11 protein-coding genes are annotated in these 16,641 nt (G+C 68.6%); 4 read left to right on the top strand and 7 right to left on the bottom strand.

Annotated elements, in window-relative coordinates:
• The first annotated feature begins 255 nt into the window (after positions 1 to 255).
• Entirely contained in the window at positions 256 to 663 is a 408-nt protein-coding gene (locus A9Z05_RS22285; RefSeq protein WP_176730238.1) for a VOC family protein, read from the top strand.
• Positions 664 to 783: 120 nt separating this feature from the next.
• Here the strand turns inward: A9Z05_RS22285 and A9Z05_RS22290 are convergent, their stop codons facing one another.
• The 3 genes from A9Z05_RS22290 to A9Z05_RS22300 all read right to left on the bottom strand — a co-directional run bounded on the left by A9Z05_RS22290 (position 784) and on the right by A9Z05_RS22300 (position 10,252).
• Entirely contained in the window at positions 784 to 9,387 is an 8,604-nt protein-coding gene (locus A9Z05_RS22290; RefSeq protein WP_069619976.1) for an RHS repeat domain-containing protein, read from the bottom strand.
• Positions 9,388 to 9,501: 114 nt separating this feature from the next.
• Entirely contained in the window at positions 9,502 to 9,825 is a 324-nt protein-coding gene (locus A9Z05_RS22295; protein WP_069619977.1) for a hypothetical protein, read from the bottom strand.
• Between the two features lie 121 nt (positions 9,826 to 9,946).
• Positions 9,947 to 10,252, bottom strand: coding sequence for a DUF3395 domain-containing protein (locus A9Z05_RS22300; RefSeq protein ID WP_141723462.1), 306 nt, complete (start codon positions 10,250 to 10,252; stop codon positions 9,947 to 9,949).
• Here A9Z05_RS22300 and A9Z05_RS36380 point away from each other — a divergent pair.
• A complete protein-coding gene (locus tag A9Z05_RS36380; RefSeq protein WP_124502920.1) occupies positions 10,251 to 10,625 on the top strand; it encodes a hypothetical protein in 375 nt (124 codons plus the stop codon). The two genes, A9Z05_RS22300 and A9Z05_RS36380, sit on opposite strands and share 2 nt — an antisense overlap.
• Before the next feature lie 182 nt (positions 10,626 to 10,807).
• On the opposite strand, the gene A9Z05_RS22305 is transcribed toward A9Z05_RS36380, so the two are convergent.
• The gene (locus tag A9Z05_RS22305) at positions 10,808 to 11,194 is read right to left on the bottom strand and encodes a MerR family transcriptional regulator (RefSeq protein WP_069619978.1); all 387 of its coding nucleotides are present in this window, start codon (positions 11,192 to 11,194) and stop codon (positions 10,808 to 10,810) included.
• Between the two features lie 85 nt (positions 11,195 to 11,279).
• Between A9Z05_RS22305 and A9Z05_RS22310 the strand changes: the two genes are divergently transcribed.
• Entirely contained in the window at positions 11,280 to 12,188 is a 909-nt protein-coding gene (locus A9Z05_RS22310; RefSeq protein ID WP_084044386.1) for an alpha/beta fold hydrolase, read from the top strand.
• 10 nt (positions 12,189 to 12,198) lie between these two features.
• Here A9Z05_RS22310 and A9Z05_RS22315 read toward each other — a convergent pair whose 3' ends face one another.
• Genes A9Z05_RS22315 through A9Z05_RS22325 form a run of 3 tightly spaced genes read right to left on the bottom strand, consistent with a single transcriptional unit; the run spans position 12,199 to position 14,869 of the window.
• Complete coding sequence (locus A9Z05_RS22315) at positions 12,199 to 13,011, bottom strand: ABC transporter ATP-binding protein (protein WP_069619979.1); 813 nt, start codon at positions 13,009 to 13,011, stop codon at positions 12,199 to 12,201.
• Positions 13,008 to 13,865 (bottom strand): ABC transporter permease, encoded by an 858-nt coding sequence (locus A9Z05_RS22320; protein WP_069620119.1) that lies wholly within the window; start codon positions 13,863 to 13,865, stop codon positions 13,008 to 13,010. The genes A9Z05_RS22315 and A9Z05_RS22320 overlap by 4 nt, the downstream gene beginning before the upstream one ends.
• Before the next feature lie 11 nt (positions 13,866 to 13,876).
• A complete protein-coding gene (locus tag A9Z05_RS22325; RefSeq protein WP_069619980.1) occupies positions 13,877 to 14,869 on the bottom strand; it encodes an aliphatic sulfonate ABC transporter substrate-binding protein in 993 nt (330 codons plus the stop codon).
• A 332-nt stretch (positions 14,870 to 15,201) separates the two neighbouring features.
• On the opposite strand from A9Z05_RS22325, the gene A9Z05_RS22330 reads away from it, so the two are divergent.
• Positions 15,202 to 16,629 carry an MFS transporter gene (locus tag A9Z05_RS22330; RefSeq protein WP_069619981.1) on the top strand — a complete coding sequence of 476 codons (1,428 nt, stop codon included), beginning with the start codon at positions 15,202 to 15,204 and terminating at the stop codon, positions 16,627 to 16,629.
• Positions 16,630 to 16,641: the final 12 nt, after the last annotated feature.

Here is a 16,641-nt window from a genome sequence, read left to right on the forward strand (position 1 = left end):
TTGCGAATCCCGGGCCTTCGTCGTTGAGGTCGCCAGTCGATCGGGCATTGGGTATCGACGATGCCGTCGCGAATGCGAGTCACCCCATCCGCCGCGATCGTCGCCCTCCCGCAACCGACGGCGCGGCAAGGGTTTCACGCGCCGCCGGCGGAACGTCCAATGCGAGTTGTGGAATGCGAGCCCGCGCCCGTATTCTGAAGTCCTCGGGCGGCATGGCATGGCGCCTCGCCCATCACCGTATCAGAGAGTCCGACAATGACCGACACGACACACACGATGAAGCTCAACCACCTGAGCTTTCCTTCTGCCGACACGCTGGCGACGGCCCGATTCTTCGAGCGATACCTCGGCTTCACGATCGCGGGAAGCTGGGACAAATCGTGGATACTCAAACGCCCGGGCTTCGACGTCGTGATCGATCACGTCGGCGACGGCGCGCCCGCGTGGCCGGCCAACTTCCACGTCGGCTTCGAACTGCCGAGCCTCGATGCTGTGCATGCGCTGTTCGCGCGTTTCAAGGAAGAGGGCGTCGCGATGGAGACGGACGTCTTCAACAACGGGCGCGGCTCGCGCTTCTTTTGCCGTGCGCCGGGCGGCGTGATGTTCGAACTGAACACGCGCGCGGATGCCGCGCCGGAATATCAGGGCACCTTCGACGATTGACGTCGGAACGAGCGGATCGGGGAAATCCATCCCACGGGCAGAAGGTGAAGCCGCGTGTTGTGCCCCGATGCGCGACGGCCGCCATGCGGCCGCCGTCGCCTGTCGCGATGCGTCGCGCCGTCAGCGCGGCTGAAAGCGGATCCATGGCGTCGCATTGTTGGTCGGATAGACCACCCACCAGTGCGCGTACACGTCGACCTGCAACTCGTTGGCCAGCGCCTGCGCGAAACTGAAGCGGCCGGCCATCCCGGCGAAGCAGGTGACGAGCTTGATCGGCCTGCCCGACGCGGCGGGAAAGTTCGTATCGGCCGCGCCATAGCCCTGTGCGCGCAGGAACCGCGCCAGCGTGGACGCGGAGGTCGGCCGGTTGATCGGCACGCCGTTCGCGCCCGTCCACTCGACCATCGCGCTGCGCGAAATGCCGTGCGTCGCGACGACGTCGACGTCGAGGTTGCCGACCCGCGTGAGATTCTCCGCGAACTGCTGCCGCTGCAGATCGGTGGTGAACGCATCCCACGTGGCTTTCACGCTGGTCGTGACCGGATCGTTCGGCATCAGGATCCGCACCTTCCCGACCAGACCGTTCTGGCCGGGTTCGCTCGGCAAGCCGGGCGTGTTCGGCGGCGGATAGTTCGGGATTTCGCCGGCGTTCTCCAGGGGCGTCGGGTTCACGCCGAGCGACGCCTTGCCGGTGAAGAAGGTGAGGTGCGCGCCCGCCGCCATCAGCCCGGCGCCGCCGCCGGCCACCGCGCCGATCGCGATGTTCAGCGCGGTCGCCCGGCTGAAGAACGGCTGCCCGGTCATGCCTGCCGTCACGCCGGCCCCGGCCGCACCGCCCGCCACGCCGCCCGCGATGCCGGAGACGAGCGACACCGACAGCGTGGTGGCCACCTTGCTCGCGCTCAAGCCGAGCGCCGCGCGCGCGGTCAGTGCGCCGGCGCCGCCGCCCGCGAGCGCGCCGGCCGCGCCGGCCGCCGCACCGGCCAGCGCATCGATGCCGAACTGTTTCCAGCTGATCTGGTCGCCGGTGGCCATGCTCATGAGGTCGCCGGCCATCGACCCGACCGCGCCGGCCACGACGCCCACCAGGATCGCCGCGCCGATGCCGGTGCCGAGCAGCAGCACGCCGGCCACGCCCACCGCCAGCGTGACCAGCGCGCCGACGATGATGCCCCACACGTTCATGCCGCTCGGATCGGTGAAGACGAGCGGGTTGTTGCCGACATAGACGTACGGCGACGGCGTTTCCAGCATCGGATCGACGCTGAGGTAACGGCCGTAGCCCGGGTGGTAGAAGCGCGCGTTGCAGTCGTAGAAACCGGAATCCGCGTCGTAGTTGTGGCCGGTGAACAGTCGCGGCCACGCGAACGGCGCGGCCACCAGCACGGTGGGCTGGCCATACACGTCGTACTGCCACGCACCGACGGTCTCGCCGCTCGCGTCGAGCAGCACGCGCACGCTGCCGAGATGGTCGAGCAGCGCGAAGTAGAAGCGTCCGTCGTGCCACGCCACCTGGACGTCGAGCGCGGCGATGAAGCGGGTCGGCGTGCTCGCGCCGTTTGCCGCGTCGATCACGAGTTCGCCGTCGGGCATCGACGTCTGGAACCGCTGCGTGGTCGCGCCGCCGCTCGTACGGGTAAGCGCCGCGCGATTGCCGTCCGCGTCGCGCAGGATCGACAGCGACGCACCGGGGCCGGCGTAGCTGACGGGCCGCCCGGTGCCGGCGTCATAGCCGATCTGCCAGCGCGTCGCACCCGTGCCGTCGCTCGCGCCGACGATGCCGCCCGCATGGTCGTACGCGAACGTGGTGGTGTCCTGCGCGGCCGTATAGCCGGTCAGGCGGTTCGTGCCGGCTGCATACGTGTAGCCGGCCGAATCCGCGCCGCGCGTGTGCCGCTCGAAGTTGCCGTTCAGGTCGATCTCCCAGCGTTGCGCGTCGGCGCCGGAACCGAACGCGGTCAGCTGGCCGAGCGAATCCATCGTGGTGCAGGCCGGCCCGACCGACCCGCCGGGCACGTCCGACGTGACGGTCTGTCGTGCGATTTCGCCGTTGTAATAGCCGCCGCCCTCACAAGCGCCGGTGTCGTAGGCGAGCGCTTCCCTGAGCACGCCCCCGGCATCGCTGACGGTGGGCCAGCCGGGCGGCGTGTACGCGAAGCGTCGGGACAGCATCGACGCGCCTTTGCCGTCGGGCAGCAGGCGGGTGAGCGTCGGTTTGCCGTTGGGCGCGTACTCGTGCGCGATCAGCACCGTCGTCGTGCCGCCGGTATCGGCCGCGACCTCGAGCACGCGGCCGAGCGCGTCGTAACGGCGCAGGCTGACGAGCCCCGTGGTCGAATCCGTGCTCGACAGCAGGTTGCCGCCGGCCGACCACGTATTCGCGATGACGCAGTCGCCCGCCGGCATCCCGGCGAATTGCCGGCGCCGCGCGAGCACGCGCCCGGCCCGGTCGTACGCGACCGTCTCGGTCAAGCCGGCCTGCGCGGCGTCGCCCTGGTTGACCTCCACCTTCCAGAGCCGGCCGACGAGATGGTCGTCCTGGGTCGCATCCGACCCGTCGCCGTCGTAATGGCGGCGCACGCTCCAGGTGGGCGACGACGGCGGCCAGTCGGGGTCGTCGGCATGCTGCTGAAGCTGCGCGCGGTCCCACGCGACGGCACAGGTGCCTTCCTCGATCACGCGGCTCAGCGTGTCGTATTTCCGATAGGCGATGTAGCCGCCGTTCAATGCGTTGCCGTCGGCGAGGAAGCGCATCAGCCCGGCGCTGCTGTAGACGATCTGCGTCGTGCCGCTGTCGGGATCGGTCGAGCTGAGCCGATGCCCGGCGAAGTCGTAGTCGGCGGTGCTGCTGCCGGCCGGCACGGCTTTCGTGCCGGCGCCGCCTGCCGCGTACGACGCGGGCGGCACCGACGCGACGGTGCGGCCCTGCGCGTCGTAAATCTGGCTCATGCGCCAGTCGAGGCTGTCGTCGGTGAGCGCGTTCTGCACGACGCGGCCGATCAGGTGCTCGGCCGTGTCCGACCAGCTTTGCGTGACCGCGCCGTTGGGATCGACGTCCGTCGTCAGGTGATACTCGCCGATCGGCAACGGATAGGCGAAGCGTCCCGCGTCGGCGTTGACGCCGTAGCCGCGCGTCGCGTAATGCGTGCTGCCGGGCCGGATCGCATAGTCGTAGCCGGGCTGACCAAACGCCACCGGCCGGCCGAGCGGCGCGTTTTCGTAGACGGTGCGCGCGAACGGATAGCCGCCGGCGTCGGGATGCCAGGCGGCGAGCGCGCCCTCGAGCGGCGCGCCTTGCCAGAGGCTGCCGTCGGCGCCGCCGTTGGTCACCAGCCCGTCCTGGTAGACGAACAACGCCTGGGCGCCGGACACCGTGACGCGGCTCGTGAGCGCCCGGATCGCGGTGTTGCCGCGATCGTCGTACACGCCGGTGTCGAGCACCGCGCTATCGGCCGATTCGAGCTTCAGCGTCTGCAGGCTGCGCGCGAGGCCGTCCCGATACTCGACGCTCAGGCCGACGTCCTCGGCCACGGCCAGCGCCGAGAAGCTGCCGGGCTGCGTCATGCCGAGCTGGAGGCCGAACGGGGCGGCGACCGCGGCGTCCGCATATTCGAACACCTTGCGCCCGTCGGCGAAGAACAGCACGCGGCCCGTCACGGCCACCAGCAGCCATTCCCGGGCGGCCGGCGCGACGCTGTCGGATTGCAGCAGCACGGGGTTCGCGCCGTCGAGCCGCCACAGGCGCCAGCCCTGCGCCGGGCTGAAGCCGACGAACCAGGTACCGGTGCCGAGCACCGCGTCGCCGAGGCTGGCGCGGTCGACCAGCACGCGCGCGGCGATGCTCGTCGCCGCGAAACCGGTGCGTTCGAGCCGCGCGCCGAGCGGCCCGGCCGCTTCGCCGTGATAGCTGAGCAGCCCGCCGCCCGCGGTCCAGTCGGCCGCATTGCCCGACGCGGCCGTGTAGAACGCCAGCGCGCCGTTGCAGAAGCCGTCGTACACGCCGATCCCCTGGCCGTTGACGTTGATCGCCGCGTTCGGCGTGGCGCGCGGAAACGGCGCGGCGGGGCCGATCGTCGTGTCCTGCGCAGCGAACCACGTCATGCTGATCAGGCTCGGATTGTCCCAGGGGCCGACCGTCACGGACGGCTCGGCGAACGGGTTGTAGAGCGTGCGCGAGCGCACGCCGTTCGGCGCGGTGGTGCCGAGCGTGCGCAGCCGTGCGCCGTCGTAGGCGATCGACTGGAACTGGCAGTCGAGCGGCGTGAAGAACACGTCGTCGAGCCGCAGCCACGCCGCGCCGCCCGTCGGCAGTTCGGCCCGAATGCCGAGCGTGACGGTGGCGTTCGCGCCGAGGCCGAGCGACGACGGATCGACGGTCCATTGCTGCGGTTGCCACTGGCCGGCGGTGGGCGCGAGGCGCCGGCTCAACTGCGCGCCGCCCGGCGCGGTGAGCGTCAACGTCACGGTGAAGTCGCTCGCCGTCGCGCCGGTCGGGCTCTTGAACCACAGGCCGAACACCTGCCGCGCGCGACCGTCGGTCAGCGTCACGGCGCGGGTGAGCGTCGCCGACGCGGTGATCTGCAGGCAGGCGGTGCCGCTGGCCGCGTCGTCGCGATAGACGGCCGCGCCGGCCGGCAGGCTCCAGGTCGGCCGCTGGTAATCCTCGAAACTGTCGTATGCATTGCCGCCCGCCGAATTGACGAAGCCCGCGATACGAAAGCGCCCTGCATCGTCGAACAGCGAAGCCATCGGGCGGCCGGTGACGTCGTGAGAGAGCAGCACGTTGCCCTCGCCGTCGCGCGTATCGATACGCTCCTCCAGCAGCCAGCCCGCGCCGGGCTGACCGCCGTTCCATGCGGCGAACGGCGGCGCATTCTCGTCGACCGCGACCCAACTGTCGGCTTCCGCGAGATAGGTGGTGCCGTCGTCGTGATCCCAGCTGCGGAAGGTCTGCGCCTTCGCGGCCTGCAACAGCCAGTCGCCGTTCGCCTGCACCCGCGTCGATGCACTGGCCACCGGCGCGAGGATGTGCGCGCTCCACATCGCCGGGTAGACCTCGAAACCGAACAGCGACGTGCGCTGCGTGACGTTGAGCTCGCCCTGGCTGTCGTAATAGGCGGTTTGCACCGTAGCCGGATAGCCCGACGCCGCGTTGTACGCATAGGTCATGGTGCGCGCGACGCCCTGCAGGCTCTCGACCGACGTCGCGATCTGCGGCACGGCGTCGTAGAGATTGCGCAGCGTGGCGCCGTTCGCGTCGCTCGCGACCTGGTCGGTGTAGGTCCACTCGCTGGTCGTGGACGACAGCAGCGTGCCGTCGCGGTCGTACACCGAGGTCGACAGCAGCAGGCCGGCCGCCAGCGAATACGCGTCGTCGACCGGCGCGGCCGTACCGCGTACGCCGGCGCGGATGCGGCAATCGTCCGGCAACTGCAGCGTCCGCGCGGGCAGGCCGTTGTAGAAATGGCTCGTGGTCCAGCCGTAGCGCTGCGCCTGCGGCGTCGCGCACGCCTGGTATTCGGACACCTTAGAGAATTGCACGATGCTGCCCGACGGATCGGTGTTGGCCGACACGTCCGCGTACGCGTAGCAGCGCAGCATCGAGTCGTAGCCGCTGTCCATCGCGAGCGCGGTCACGACGAAGGCCGCCAGCGGCGCATGCAACGAGTGATTCGCATAGCGGTGCAGCGTGATGTGGGTCGACGCGTCGATCTCGTTGCCCGACGGGAAGGTCACGAACCCCGACGGAATCGCCGGCAGCTTGCCCGAAATGGCCGTCTCGTAATGCAGCGTGCTGTTGAGCAGGCGGAACATCTGCTGCCCGGGGAAACGCTCGACGACCGGCTCGCCTTGCGCGTCCCGCAGCAGCCCGCCGTTGCAGAAGAAGCGTACCTGCGTGTCGAGCGGCGCGCCGTCGGCGTCGAGCGTCATGAACGCGAGGAAGTCGGGCGCCTGGTTGATGACGGTCGTGCTGTCGAAGCGATCGACGGTGATCTCGCCCAGCCGGAAGCCGGCGAGCGGGTTCCACGCGGGCCAGACCGACCGGCCGTAGAGGTCGCGGTTCTGCGACAGGAAGGCGCCGGCCAGCGTCGGGAAGCCCTGCGTCTCGCGATCCGCGGGCGCCGGGTCCTCGTCCTGCAGCACCTGGGTGACCCAGGGCGTGTCGGCGTCGGGATCGAAACTGTCGAGCGCGGCGTAGAGCGCCGACGTCGTGTTCTCCGTCTTCAGCACGCCGAGCTGATCCCACGCGTACCAGTAGAACTGGCGGTTCGCGTCGCTGCCCGGCGGGTACTGGATGCCGGCGAAGTGGTAGGACCAGCTCACGCCGTCGAACACCAGCACGTTCGGGCCCGAGCCGATCAGGCTGTTGCCGGTGATCACCGGGCCGAGCGTCTGCATGAACGCCGGCGACAGGTTCGTGAAGCCCGGGCCGTCGAATACGTCGGGCAGCGGGCGCAATGCGAGGTTGCCGTAGTCGTCGTCCCACGCCGGCACCGCGAGGCGGTAGTCGAAGGCTTGCACCACGCCGCCCGACGATGCGTAGCGGTCGATCCACGCGGCGGCCGCGAAGCCCTGGCCCATCGACAGCTGGAAATACGATGTGGCGCCGACCGCCGGAATCGTGATCGCGTCGGTGTCCAGCGTGCTGCCGAGCCGCCACGCCAGCGTCGCCGCATCGCGGACCATCAGGCTGAAGCGGCCCCGCGCCGTGTCCTCGTCATAGCAGAACACCAGATAGTGGTTCGTGGCCGCCGCCACGTACGATTGCGTATTGACGCTGCCGGACGGGCAGCACGCGCCGCTCGCGAGCGCGGGCGCGACGTCCCAGCCGCGCGTCTGCCAGTTCAGCGCGTAGCGGTCGATGCGGCGATCGTCGTCGTCGACCACGACGAAGAAGTCGGCGCCGTTGGCGATCCGCAGCCGGGTGCTGTCGTAGCGGTACGGCGTGGGCGAGCCGGGCTCGCCCGCGAAATGCCAGTCCGCGTTCGCGACCGGCCGGCGCGACGCGAGATAGAGCGTCGATTGCGTATCGTCGAGGTTCGCCAGCAGCAGCATGAAGCTGTCGGCGCTGGTCGTGGCCACCGTCCGGTCGAGATCGAGCGCGCCGTCGAAACGCTGCCAGTCCGTCCAGGCCGGAATCCAGCGGCCCAGCCACGTGTAGACGTTCACCAGCAGCGCGTTCTCGCTGGCCTCGTACCAGGCGACGACCACGTAGTCGCCGCCGTACCAGATGCGCGGCGCGCCCGGCCGGCTGGCGCCGAACGGATTGTCGACGGTGAGGTTGCGCGAGCCCGGATCGACGTTCTCGTCCGCGCCCACGTCGATCTCGGCGTACGTGTAGCGCAGCACGCCGCCGGTGGGCAGCGTCATCGACGTCATCGCGCCCGGGTTCGCCGTGCCGCCGGCATCGAAGTTGTAGTCGAATGCGATGCCGGGGCGGGCCGCGCCGCCGCTGAAGGTATCGGTCACGCCCTTCAGATAGCGTTTGTAGCAGGCGCCGGTGGCGAGCGGATTGGCGGCGTCGCGCGGCGCGAGCAGGGTCAGGTCGTACCAGTCGAAATCGAGGCGGGTCTGCTGCGCGCCCGAGCCGTCGATCACGTCGACGTGGTCGAGATAGCGCGTCTCGTAACGGTCTTGCCACGCGTTCGGCGTGTCGCCCGGCACGCGAGTCGGGTCGCCGTGCGCGGCCAGGTATTCCTTCGGCGCATCGAGCGAGCGGGTGTCGTAGGTCATCGGCTGCCACGCGAACCGGCACGACCAGCCGAGATCGTTTTCCATGCTCGCGATCTGGCATTCGCGCGTGTAGGTCAACGTGCCGTCGCCGACCGCCTGCTCGATCGTGCTGTACGAAAATTCGATCCAGTGCCCGAGCGTGTTGCGCAGCTGCGCGAGATTCCACGCGAGCGCGTAGCGCTGCTGGTTTTCCGCGCGGCGGCTCGGGCCGACCCAGTTGCCCCAGCGGATGCCCCACTGGATCAGGCTGCGCGCGGCGGCGGCCGCATCCGAGCCGCCGTAGGTGGCGACCGTGCCGTCCGGGCGGACGACTTCCCAGCTGTCCCAGGCCGGGTAGTGCGTGATCTGCCAGAACTGGTAGGGCGCCGTTTCATAGGACTCGCCGTCGGTGGTCACGGCGATCGTGCCGTCCGGTTGCCGGCGCAACAGGTGCGAGCGGCGCAGCGGCGCATCGTCGACGCGCCACTCGTCGGGGCGGCCGGTGGACGCGATACGCGCGTCGCCGGACGGGCGCCAGCCGTGTCGTTCCAGCGCGGACGCGAGCGGCGCCGGCACGCGGTCGCTCGAGAACAGCGCCGCATTCGCGGCGTCGTCGAACGCGTCAGCGGGCAGCGTGCCGCGGCTCCACGCCGTCGGGATCGGCACGAGCTGCATCGCCTGGCCCTGGCTCATCAGGTAATACTGGACGTCGAGCGGGCTGCCCGTCCCCTGCGTTTCCGCGACGATGCGTTCGAGGGGCATGCTCCAGCCGACGCCGAGCGCGCCGCTCGGGTTCGTGAGGTTCCATTGCGAGACCTGGTCCGCGACGTTGCTCTGGTACAGCAGGGTCAGGTCGAACGCCAGCCCGCCACGCGCGGGCAGCGTCAGCAGCTTGAGCGGGAAGGCGAGATTGCCGCGGAACAGGTTCACGGCGGAACCGAAGCTGCCGGCGTCGAACTGGAGCACGCCCAGGGCGGGGATGTCGGCTTGCTGGCTGGCGCTGGTGGACATGGCGACTCCTCGAGAAAATGGTCCTCGACCCGAACCGCGGGCGGAGGACCATGAAAGGCACGACTGCAAACCCGACAATGGAACGACGCCGCGCATCGCGGCGACGAACGTCGCTTATTGCGCCCAGGCAATGACCGACGCGGTCAACGAGCAGCTGCTCGGGTTGAGCTCGTTGCTGCTGTTGTCGATCAGCTGGAGCGAGCCCGTGATGGTCACCGTCGGCGAATTGTTCTGCGTCTGTACCTGCACGCTCGCGCCTACCGTGCGCAGGTGGTGGTCGGTGTTGCCGAACGAGGCCGAGTAGCTGGCCACCGACGCGCCGGCCGCAATCACGTTGGTCGGGAAACTGTAGGTGGTCTGGGCCGTGATGACGCCCGAGTCGGACGGCGTGGCGGTGCTCACGGGAATCGAGATGTTCTGCACGTAGACGGACGGCATGAAAGACTCCTGTCGATCGGTAGGGTGGGGAAACACGCTGCGCGCCGGATGACGCGCATGGGCCGTACGGCGACTGCAAGCTGCCGCGACGCGGCGACCCGTCCCGCGCGCGGAATACGGTTCAGGGCAGGGTCACGCCGTGAGAATCGTTCTCGCCGGTCACGCCCGACTGCGATTCGCTGTTGCGGGTCCAGAAGATGTACAGGTACTTGCGCTCGCCCGGCGCCGGATCGCCCCATTGATTGCTGGCCGTGAATACGCGCTGGCCGTTCTTGTAGGCCGCCGCCACCTGGGTGGTGACATCGATGGTCGAGTTGTAGACCCCGTAACCGGCATTTTCGATCGTCGTGGTACTCATTTTCATTCCTTCATCAATATGTGAAATATCGACGCGCATGATTAAAAAAATCCCGAATTGGTAATGCATGGCCGGTGAAATTCGGGATTCACCGGATTTTGAAAATGGATATTCCGCGAACTTGCCGTCTCGCATTGAAACCCGACGCATGCGCGATGCGATGCGGGTGGACGACGCACGTGACGGCGCCGCCCCGGTTCTATCGAAAAACCGGCGGCGGACCTGCGTGGTCGGATGGCTGAATGGCGGGAATCAACCGCCAGGCGGCGGTTTGCTGGTAGCGGACATGGATGTGGCCCCCGTTCGGATCACGCCTGTTTTACTTCTTCGTCTTGCATTTCGCCGACACGCATTCTTTTTGCATGCCGATGCAAATGCAACTCTCAGTCCTGTTGTTTTTTCGCGCTGCGATTTCGTATTGCGTCGAGTGCAATGGGAGTAAATACCACGCGATTCGGCATGTCAAGGATGCGCTTATAAAAAGCGTTTGTAATCGACCGTCATTGAATCGGCGTGCTTTTCGTGATGGCGCGGCGGCCGCGCACCCTGGCGCGATTTCGATATGGAGCAGGGGCCGGAAGGGCAGCGAGGGGCCCGATCCGGGCCGGCGAACCCGCGCCTCGATCAATCGAGCGGCGGCACCGCGCCATCCCGCAACATCTTGACGAGCCGCGCGCGCCGCTTCTCCAGATCGGCGATCTGGCGGTCGATCGCGTCGAGCCGTTCGCGCTGGACCTCGGTGATCTGGTCGCACGCACGCGCGCCGTCGATCAACAGCATGCAGTCCGGAAAGCCGCGAATGTCGTCGAGCGTGAAGCCGGTCGCGATCATGCGCTGAATCTGCTTGACCTGCGTCACCGCGTTGTCGGCGAACAGCCGATAGCCGTTGGCCGCGCGCACCGACGCGAGCAGGCCGTGCTCGTCGTAGTGCCGGATCGAGCGCACGCTCGCGCCGGTGAGCTGCGCGAGTTTGCCGATGGTCAGCAGGGGTTGAGCAGGCGATTTTTTCATGGACGGCAGGTTAGCACGATCCGCTTGACTCTCACATCAGTGTGAGGGTTGAGACTGGGCGTTCTTTCACCCTGGAGGAAAAATCGTGACTACCCGAGTGCTGATCCGCTGGCTGATCGCCGTGACCTGGTGGGCGATGCCGTTCGCGTTGGCGTACCACGCGGCCGCCGCGCCGCTCAGCTATACCGTGACGTCGACGGATGGCGTGAAGCTGGCCGTGCAGGAAAGCGGCGACCCCGACGGCGTGCCGGTCATCCTGATCCACGGCTTGCTCGGCAGCCGCCTGAACTGGGACGCGCAGGTCCGCAGCCCCGACCTGCGCGGGTTCCGGATCATCACGTACGATCTGCGTGGCCACGGGCTGTCGGACAAGCCGTCCGGCGCACAGCCGTACCGCGACGGAACCCGCTGGGGCGACGATCTCGCCGCGGTGATCGACGGTGCGCATGCGCGCAAACCCGTCGTGGTCGGCTGGTCGCTCGGCGGCGTCGTGATCTCGAACTACCTCGCGAAGTACGGCGACCGCGCGATCGCAGGCGCGGTGTACGTCGACGGCGTGGTCGAGCTTGCGCCGGGCCAGATCATCGATCATCCGGACGTGTACCGGGACATGAATGCGCCGGACCTGAAAACGCATCTCGACGGCGAGCGTACGTTTGTCGGCCTGTGCTTCAACCGTCGGCCGGAGGCCGCCACGTTCGAGCGCTTGCTCGCGAACGCCGCGATGGCGTCGTGGGACATGCAAAAGGCGATCCCGATGATGTCGGTATTTGCCGCCGAGGGCCTCGGCAATGCGCGCGTGCCGCTGCTTTTCATCTACGGCGGCCGCGACGCGCTGGTCGATACGCACGCGACGCTGGCTCGCGCGGCCGCGCTGAATCCGCGCATCGCCAGCAAGGTGTACGCGGCGTCCGGGCACGCGCCGTTCCTCGAGGAAGCCGAGCGGTTCAATCGCGATCTGGCCGCGTTCGTGCGGTCGGCGTCGGCGCAGTGAAGTGGCGAGGTCAGCCCGGCGTGACCGCGATGCCGGCCGTGTCGCCCGCCGCACGATCGTGAAAGCGCTGGAACGCATCGAGCAGCCGTGCGCGCTGGGCGGCCAGCGCCGGATCGCGCCGATCGCGCGGCCGGGCGACGTCGACGTGGATGTCGTCGTCGATGCGGCCCGGGTTCGGCGCGAGCATCAGCACGCGATCGCCGAGATACAGCGCCTCGTCGAGATCGTGCGTGACGACGATCGCGGCCGTCCGGTGCCGGTGGACGACGTCGAGCAGCAGCGTCTGCAAGCGCATCCGCGTGATCGCGTCGACCGCGCTGAACGGTTCGTCGAGCAGCAGCAGATCCGGCTCGCCGAACAGCCCGCGTGCGATCGCGGCGCGCTGCGCCATCCCGCCCGACAGCGTCGCCGGCAGTTGCCGCGCGACGCCGGCCAGGCCGACCTCGTCGAGCAAGCGCGCGACGCTCGGGTCGCGCCCGCCGCGTGCGCCGGACGCGAAACCGACGTTGTCGGCGATCGACAGCCACGGCAGCAGCCGCGGCTCCTGAAAGATCACGCCGACGCGCGCGGACGGCCCGGCGAGCGCGCTGCCGTCGAGCGTCACGCTGCCGCGGAAGTCGGCGTCGAGGCCGGCGACAATCCGTAGCAGCGTGCTCTTGCCGCAACCGCTCGGGCCGACCACGCAGACGATCTCGCCGCGTGCGACCTGCAATGCGATGTCGGTGAGGATCGTGCGATCACCGTAAAGTTTGCGGGCGATCCGCAGGTCGAGCAGCGGCGTCGCGCTGCCGGCGGCCGGGCGGACGGAAGGAGAGGCACTCATTTCCCACCCTCGCGCGACGTGCCGTCGAACGCATCGCGCCAGCCGAGCCAGCGCGACTCGATACGGCGCATCGCGCCGTCGGTCAGCTTGCCGAGCAGCGCGAGCAGCAGGATCGCGCCGAACACGAGATCGGGCCGCCCGGTTTCGCGGCCGTCGCTCAGCAGGAAGCCGAGGCCGCGCGTGGCCGCGATCAGCTCCGCGGCGACCATGAACATCCACGCGAGACTGAGGCCGGTGCGCAGGCCGGTGACGATCTGCGGCAGCGCGGCCGGCAGCAGGATCCGGCGGAACAGCGCGAGCGGGCCGAGCCGGTACACCGCGCCGAGTTCGACGAGCTTGCGGTCGACATCGCGAATGCCGGCGACCACCGCGAGGTGAACCGGAAAGAACGCGCCGATCGCGATCAGCGTGATCTTCGGTGCTTCGTCGATGCCGAGCCACAGCAGCAGCACCGGCACCCACGCAAGCGACGGAATCGCGCGCAACGCCTGGAACGTCGGTTCGAACAGCGCGTCGATTCGCCGGCTCAGGCCCATCGCCGCGCCGACGACGAGCGCGAGCCCGGCGCCGGCCGCGAACCCGGCCGCGACGCGCAGCGTGCTCGCGCCGACATGGCGCGCGACCCGCGTGACGCCCATCCGCGCGAGCGTATCGAGAATCTCGCTCGGCGCCGGCACGAGATGATCGGGCAGCCAGCCGCGCCGCACCGCGACCTCCAGCAGCACGAGCGCGGCGAACGGCAGCGCGAGCCCCGCGATGCGCCAGGCGCGCAGCGGGTCGCGTCGCGCCGCGCGGGGTGGCGCAGCAGGTTGACGCGATGCGAGCGCGTCGCCGCGCGCGGTGGTGTCCGTCATCGGCGGCACGCTCAGTGCGATGCGGCGACGATCGGACGCGCGAACGACGGATCGATCAGCGTATCGACGATCTTCGCGGGATCGACGCCCGGCTTGGTCAACTGCTCGGCCGTCAGCACCGGCGCGGCAGCCTTCAGCGCCGCGCGCTGCGTGTCGCCCGGCACCGGGTCGCTGAAGTCGTTGCGCTGAAGCTGCAGCTTCGCGACCGGCAGCGACACCTTCGATTCGTCGGCGACGATCTGCGCGGTCTCGGCCGGATGCGCGACGATCCACTGGCGCGCGCGGTCATACACTTTCAGCACGCGCTCGACCGCCTGCGGATACTGGCTCGCGAACGCGTCGCGCACGTTCAGGAACCCGTACGTATTGAACGTGACGTTGCGGTACAGCAGGCGCGCGCCGTCGTCGAGCTGGGCAGCCGCCATGTGCGGATCGAGCCCGGCCCATGCATCGACCTGACCGTTCGCGAGCGCGGTGCGGCCGTCCGGATGCTGCAGGTTGACGATCTCGACGTCGTCGCGCGTCAGGCCGACCGTATGCAGCGCGCGCAGCGTGAACAGGAACGGATCGGTGCCGCGCGTCGCGGCGATCTTCTTGCCTTTAAGGTCGGCGAGCGAACGGATCGGCGAATCCTTGCGCACCACGAGCGCCGTCCATTCGGGGCGCGAGAACACGTAGACGGTATGGATCGGATTGCCGTTCGCACGTGCGAGCACCGACGCGAGTCCCGCGGCCGAGCCGAAATCGACCGCGCCGCTGTTCAGGTATTCGAGCGCGCGATTGCTGCCGAGGCTCAGCACCCAGCGAATCGCCGTCCCGTCGGCCTTGAAGGCGTCGTCGAGCCAGCCGAAGTGGCGGATCACGAGACTCTCGGGCGAGTAGTACGCATAGTCGACGCGGATTTCGGCGGGCGTCGCCGCGTGCGCTTGCATCGACGCGAGGCCGACCAGCGCGGCAACGACGACGGCCGCGGATTGCCACACGCGGGACCAGAACGGCTTCATCGGGGATTCTCCGGAAGAGCGGCAACGCGCCGCGAACAGGCAGGTGACCGGCTAATGTAACGAACCGCCGGCAATCCGTTAACGAAGGAATTCGCGATTGCACATGCGTGCCGCTGCTAAGCGCCGCCCGCGCAACTTTATGACGCACGCCGATTAATTTATCGGTTTATATCGCTTGGGATTGGCGGATCGAGGGAACAGAATTTCCGCTGCCGGAACCCGGCGGCAGCGGGCCGCATTCGCTCGGCGCCGCGATGGTCGCGCAGGCATCAGCCCGGTTCCCGGCTTCACGACGACCTTGCCGCGTGTTCGGCACCAAATTAAGGAATCCGATGAGTTCGATCGATCTGAGCCCGGTCACGCCGGTTTCTTCTCCCATCCGCTCGGCCAGCGACGTCGCGCGCCTGATCAATACGGTGGACAGTTCGGTGAGCCACGCACGGATGATCGTGCTGCTGGCGCTCGGCGGCGTGTTTCTCGACGCGTACGACCTGACGACGCTGTCCTACGGCATCGACGACGTGGCGCGCGAATTCGGTCTGACGCCCGCGCTGACCGGGCTGGTCGGGTCGGCGATCATGATCGGTACGATCTTCGGCAGCCTGATCGGCGGCTGGCTGACCGACCGGATCGGCCGCTATCAGGTGTTCATGGCCGACATGCTGTTCTTCGTGGTCGCGGCGATCGCGGCCGGGCTCGCGCCGAACGTCTGGGTGCTGATCGCCGCCCGCTTCGTGATGGGGCTCGGCGTCGGCATCGACCTGCCCGTCGCGATGGCGTTTCTCGCGGAATTCTCGAAGTTCAACGGCCGCGGCAACAAGGCGTCGCGGCTCGCCGCGTGGTGCCCGATGTGGTATGTCGCGTCGTCGGTGTGCTTCCTGCTGATCTTCGGCCTGTATTTTCTGCTGCCGGCCGAGCATGCGGGCTGGCTGTGGCGCGCGTCGCTGATCTTCGGCGCGGTGCCGGCGCTCGTCATCATCCTGTTCCGCAACCGCTTCATGAACGAATCGCCGCTGTGGGCCGCGAATCAGGGCGACCTGGCCAGCGCCGCGCGTATCCTGCGCAAGTCGTACGGCATTCACGCGCACGAGGCGGAGGACGCGCAACGCGAGCCGAGCCCGCCGCCCGTGCGGATTCGCGTGCTGTTCCAGCGTCCGTATCTGGGGCGCACGATCGTCGCCAGCGTGATGAACCTGTGCATCCCGTTCGAATACACGGCGATCGCATTCTTCCTGCCGTCGATCCTGTCGCAATTCCTCGGCGCGGGCGTGTTCGAGACGATCGCGGCATCGCTGGCGTTGAACGTGCTGTTCGCGTTCACCGGCGGCTTGCTCGGCATGCATCTCGCGTATCGGTATGCGTCGCGTCATGTCGCGATCACGGGGTTCGCGCTGCAAACGGTCGCGCTCGTCGCGCTGGCGCTCGCAGGGCATCCGCACGGGGCGATCGCGGTCGGTGTCGTGCTGCTGATGCTCGGCACGTGGCTGTTCGCCGAAGGTTTCGGGCCGGGTGCGCAGATGATGATCTATCCGACGCTGTCGTATCCGGCTGCGATCCGCGGCACCGGCGTCGGCTTCGGGCGGTCGCTGTGCGGCATCGGCCAGGCGCTCGCGCTGTTCGTGCTGCCGATCCTGCAGGCCCGCCTCGGCACCGACATGTTCTGGGTCGTCGCGGTCAGCGCGGTCACGCCGATCGTGTTTCTGCTGATCGTGCGATATGAACCGACGGCGCACGACGTCGACGACGAAAGCGCCGCGTAAGCCTTGACCCGG

The organism is Burkholderia sp. A2 (genome assembly GCF_001729305.1).
GTDB classification, from domain to species: domain Bacteria; phylum Pseudomonadota; class Gammaproteobacteria; order Burkholderiales; family Burkholderiaceae; genus Burkholderia; species Burkholderia sola.

What these genes read in the sequence shown, in the direction of transcription:
- A9Z05_RS22285 (WP_176730238.1), top strand. Translation starts at nt 256, where the DNA reads ATGACCGACACGACACACACGATGAAGCTCAACCACCTGAGCTTTCCT.
- A9Z05_RS22290 (WP_069619976.1), bottom strand. Translation starts at nt 9,387, where the DNA reads ATGTCCACCAGCGCCAGCCAGCAAGCCGACATCCCCGCCCTGGGCGTG.
- A9Z05_RS22295 (WP_069619977.1), bottom strand. Translation starts at nt 9,825, where the DNA reads ATGCCGTCCGTCTACGTGCAGAACATCTCGATTCCCGTGAGCACCGCC.
- A9Z05_RS36380 (WP_124502920.1), top strand. Translation starts at nt 10,251, where the DNA reads ATGGCCGGTGAAATTCGGGATTCACCGGATTTTGAAAATGGATATTCC.
- A9Z05_RS22300 (WP_141723462.1), bottom strand. Translation starts at nt 10,252, where the DNA reads ATGCATTACCAATTCGGGATTTTTTTAATCATGCGCGTCGATATTTCA.
- A9Z05_RS22305 (WP_069619978.1), bottom strand. Translation starts at nt 11,194, where the DNA reads ATGAAAAAATCGCCTGCTCAACCCCTGCTGACCATCGGCAAACTCGCG.
- A9Z05_RS22315 (WP_069619979.1), bottom strand. Translation starts at nt 13,011, where the DNA reads ATGAGTGCCTCTCCTTCCGTCCGCCCGGCCGCCGGCAGCGCGACGCCG.
- A9Z05_RS22320 (WP_069620119.1), bottom strand. Translation starts at nt 13,865, where the DNA reads ATGACGGACACCACCGCGCGCGGCGACGCGCTCGCATCGCGTCAACCT.
- A9Z05_RS22325 (WP_069619980.1), bottom strand. Translation starts at nt 14,869, where the DNA reads ATGAAGCCGTTCTGGTCCCGCGTGTGGCAATCCGCGGCCGTCGTCGTT.
- A9Z05_RS22330 (WP_069619981.1), top strand. Translation starts at nt 15,202, where the DNA reads ATGAGTTCGATCGATCTGAGCCCGGTCACGCCGGTTTCTTCTCCCATC.